General features: G+C 57.4%; 5 protein-coding genes. 2 read left to right on the top strand and 3 right to left on the bottom strand.

Annotation, left to right across the window (positions count from 1 at the left end; translation table 11 throughout):
* Positions 1-676 precede the first annotated feature (676 nt).
* Both AC1DXM_RS31805 and AC1DXM_RS31810 read left to right on the top strand, forming a co-directional pair.
* Complete coding sequence (locus tag AC1DXM_RS31805; protein ID WP_477239501.1) at positions 677-1336, top strand: outer membrane protein; 660 nt, start codon at positions 677-679, stop codon at positions 1334-1336.
* A gap of 731 nt (positions 1337-2067) precedes the next feature.
* Positions 2068-2277 carry a hypothetical protein gene (locus AC1DXM_RS31810; protein ID WP_477239503.1) on the top strand — a complete coding sequence of 70 codons (210 nt, stop codon included), beginning with the start codon at positions 2068-2070 and terminating at the stop codon, positions 2275-2277.
* A gap of 110 nt (positions 2278-2387) precedes the next feature.
* Here AC1DXM_RS31810 and AC1DXM_RS31815 read toward each other — a convergent pair whose 3' ends face one another.
* From AC1DXM_RS31815 to AC1DXM_RS31825, 3 genes are all read right to left on the bottom strand, one after another.
* Positions 2388-2612 (bottom strand): hypothetical protein, encoded by a 225-nt coding sequence (locus AC1DXM_RS31815; protein WP_477239505.1) that lies wholly within the window; start codon positions 2610-2612, stop codon positions 2388-2390.
* Between the two features lie 96 nt (positions 2613-2708).
* Positions 2709-2978, bottom strand: a complete 270-nt coding sequence (locus AC1DXM_RS31820) for a hypothetical protein (protein WP_477239507.1) — start codon at positions 2976-2978, stop codon at positions 2709-2711.
* 471 nt (positions 2979-3449) lie between these two features.
* Positions 3450-3838 (bottom strand): recombinase family protein (locus AC1DXM_RS31825; RefSeq protein ID WP_477239509.1); only part of this gene is annotated, 389 nt, incomplete at its 5' end.

Consider the following 3838-nt stretch of genomic DNA (forward strand, 5'->3'; position numbering starts at 1 on the left):
CTCGGCCAGATATGCGCGTCCAGCCAATCCTTAGAAACATCAACTCCACAAATGATCCTGTTCACGGTAACCTGCCTTGTGCGTACGGTTGGAACCAAGCGACTGTTCGGTCGTGCGTGACGAAGGCGAAGATCCCAAGCTCTCCCGCGGCTGTAACCTCAGGTGGTACGGGCGACTTCGCCAAGCCAAGGTCCGGGCGGCCGCCCGGACCTTGGCTCAATCGCTTCAATCCCACGAAATCTCTCTCGTGTAGATACAAGCGTGGGACGGGGCGCTACGTCAGCAGCGCCTTCATCACCTTGAACCGGGAGATGCGAGAACCAGCGCGTTCAGAATCACGCAGGAACCGCGCCAAAGGGCATGAAGAGGCCGGCGACGGTATGGGTCAAGCCGGGCCTGATCGGCCGCGTGAAGCACCTGCGGGGCGAAGAGGACTTGCGGCACGCTTCACTACGGGATTTTCGGGTCGAAGGTGACTCATGAACAGCGTCTGGGTCGCATTCTGTTTCGTCGGCATCGTGGCGGCCATTCTCGACGCGGTCTTTCACTCCATAACGGTTGGCGGCTGACCAAGGGCCGCGCTATTCGCAATTTGAATTCGGTCAACTGTGGCGGAAATGCAACTGCACGTACCGGCGCGCTCTGCTATCAAAGGGTAGGTTGCGGGAGATCACCTATGAAGAAGCTGCTTCTTGCTTTGTCGTTGTCTCTCCTGGCGTCATCGGCCTTTGCTGCCGATGCCATCATCCCAGAAGCCGCGCCGGTTTTTAGCTGGACAGGCGGGTATATCGGGCTTCAGGCAGGCTATGCGTGGGGTAATGGCAACATAGACCAGATCGGTGGGCCGGGCTTTGTCGACACAGATCCTGACGGGTTCCTTGGAGGTCTCTACGGCGGTTACAACTATCAGATGTCGAACAACATCGTGATTGGTGCGGAACTGGACGTCGTGTATGCGAATGTTGATGGCAGCGGCCAAATATTCCTCGCTCCTGGTGTCCCGACCGGCGTCACCGCCACCGAAGAACTCAATTGGAGTGGGGCGGCAAGACTCCGTCTAGGATATGCCGCTGATCGCTTTCTTCCTTATATCGCGGGTGGCGTTGCGTTCGGCGACATCGACATAAGCAATGATAGCGGTCCAGGTTCGTTCGGAGATACATTCACAGGATGGACGATAGGCGTCGGCTTGGATTATGCCATGACCGACAATCTGCTGCTGCGAGGCGAGTATCGCTATACTGACTTCGGCTCAGACTCCTTTGGAGATCCGGTCGATGCCGATGTTGATCTGAAGACCAACGAGGTTCGCCTCGGCATCGCCTACAAATTCTAGTCTTCTGAAGTCCCATAGAGAGCCCGTCGCAAACCGCGACGGGCTTTTTCTTTGCGCAACGCAATGGGTTAAGCCAGGGCTCGCCGGTCGTTCCATTGCCAAGCGCCGCCGAATAGCGCCCGCATCGTTGGTTTTCAGGCGGCCTAGGACGCGCGGAGCGCTTCGCCGCTGTAGGATAGCGGCCAGCCGAAACGCACGCTGGTGAGGCTGCTGGAGGCCAAATAAGAAAAGCCCGGCGCGGGGGAGCTCCGGGCTTTCCGTTGTGGAAGTTGTCGCGCTACTCAAAACGGACCTGCGACACGTCAACATACATCAGCATTTATGAATATATCGTTGCCCTCGCGCACCGCGCTCAACCTTGCCTGGGGCGGCCATGACGGGCTACTGTGTCGCCAGAAACCGGGTTCATCCGGGGAATGTCGATCTCCATAAGTTTCTGAACGGGCCTCGCTTTCGGTCGGCGGCCAGGCACCAGCATGACATCCGTGCTAAGTGCCCCCCAATTCGGAGGGAAAGATGCGACTATTTTTGGTGTTGATTTTGATGGCGCTGAGCGGCTGCGTATCCAATGCTTCCCCGGACAGTGATGGTATACCACGCCGCGCGTCCTGGGCTGGCTTCCGTTAGCCCGCTTAGTTCACGCCGATAGCGACGACCTCGTTCATCACGATGCTGGCTTAGCGGACTGACCGACGCCGCGCTATATCGGTGCAATGGCCAAGGGCTGGCGGATGACGGCTCACTGTCAAAATTCCGCGTGCCACCACAACCAGGCGCTCGACCTCACCAAGCTTCGCGATCGGTTTGGGCCTGATGCTCCAGCGATGGCCGATGACCTCACTCCGAAGATGAAGTGCGCCAAGTGCGGCAGCAAGAAGGTTGGGCTGATCTACTCGCCTGACACCACGCCGAATGCCTACGGCAAGGCCAAGGGTGGCTAGACTAGCCGGACAACAGTGAACGCGCGCTGGCCCGGCTGTCAGAGGCTGCCCCACGGCGCACGACGTCATCCGCTCCGGTCCGAACTGCGTACTAGCTCCTACATGATCGCCTAGACCAAGACAAAATAGACAACCGGTGCAAGGATCAGGCAGATCGCCATTGCGATAACTATGGCAATGCCCCGGCGCTCTGTCCGCCGCGAAAGGTCAGCGAAATCATCCTCATTAGCGATCAGGTCAAAGATCGAGCAGCCACTGGGAACCGAATGATTGTCGTTTGCAATTCGGGATGCCGCGTTATCGACTTTTGGTTTGCGGGATGAGATCTGGTTCACGTTTGCCTCGCTTCGATGATGCCGGATTCGCCATCCCGCCCCGGCGAAGCGGAGCGGGATGGTAGAAAGCGGAAATCGATTTTCGGACGCGACAATTCAAAGGCGTATGGCGTCCTTTTCGCGTCCAAATGGACGCGCGGCGCTACAGTTTAATGTTCTCTCGCTCATCGTATCCGCAACGAAGGAGGCAGCAATCAGGTCATCGGCATTGAGCCGGAGTGAACCTGCATCGCATCCCATCAAAGCAGCTACTTTTTGGAAGGCTTTCATATCGTTCTCGGTAACATTGGCGCTTCGCATTTTTGTTCTGAGTTCGGCGATGCGTGCCCCTAGAGTCTGAGACGTTCCAATTTCACCTTTGGACATTGTTGTCTCCTCCTGACGTAGTTCGCTCCCCGCCTGGCCACGATCCAACCCACATTTAGCTATGCGCGTGCAATCGAAGGTTCCAACGTTCGTTAGCAAAGTCTTAAGTAAGGCAGTGACGTGCGACGTGTTTCGAAAAGAGACGCTAATGCGGCATGCACCTTGCTTCCTCGACCCAAGGAGGCAAAAAAATGGTACTTTCACGAGATCGGGACGACGACGATATGATCGTCCAATGCCCTAACTGCAAGCGAATGATGATCCGCAAAGGTCGCCTGATAAAAAGCGCCAAGTCTATGACATGTGAGGCTTGTGGGAATGAGATCCGCCTGACTTATTCGTACAAGATGGCGATCTTTGAAAACCGCAGGCCACCATCATAGTTTGTCCGGTCGCGCCGTCACCTATCGCACGGGGAGCAATAAGGCAAAGGCCCGGCGTGCCATTCGGCGGGCTGGTTTTTCCCGCTTATCAAAGCTCATCTACAGAGCGCGCCAGAATGTTTCGCACATTCGAGACTTGCCACTGTCCGCCGCGGGCTGTTCGAACGCCTCGGTTGTTCAGCGCAGTTGCCACCCCTCGCAAGCTGGTGATGCCGCAGCGATGGATGTACTCGATGGTCGGAAGGATGGTCTCGGCGAAACGATCGGCCGCCTCCACCGAGATCTGTCGCCCCTTGGCGGCCGCCTGTGCGGAATTGGTTGGATTGCCGAGTTTCCTGCCGGTCATCTTGCGAGAGGCGAGGGCGGCTTTGGTGCGCTCCGAGATGAGACGTCGCTCTTTCTCGGCCAGTGCCGCATAGAGGTGCAGCATGAAAGGGTCGGCATCGGCTCCGAGTTCGGCGACGATGAATGGGACGC

The organism is Mesorhizobium sp. P3_A2, from assembly GCF_056403115.1.

Coding starts and splice junctions, on each gene's coding strand:
- AC1DXM_RS31805 (WP_477239501.1), top strand. CDS start 677: ATGAAGAAGCTGCTTCTTGCTTTGTCGTTGTCTCTCCTGGCGTCATCG.
- AC1DXM_RS31810 (WP_477239503.1), top strand. CDS start 2,068: ATGACGGCTCACTGTCAAAATTCCGCGTGCCACCACAACCAGGCGCTC.
- AC1DXM_RS31820 (WP_477239507.1), bottom strand. CDS start 2,978: ATGTCCAAAGGTGAAATTGGAACGTCTCAGACTCTAGGGGCACGCATC.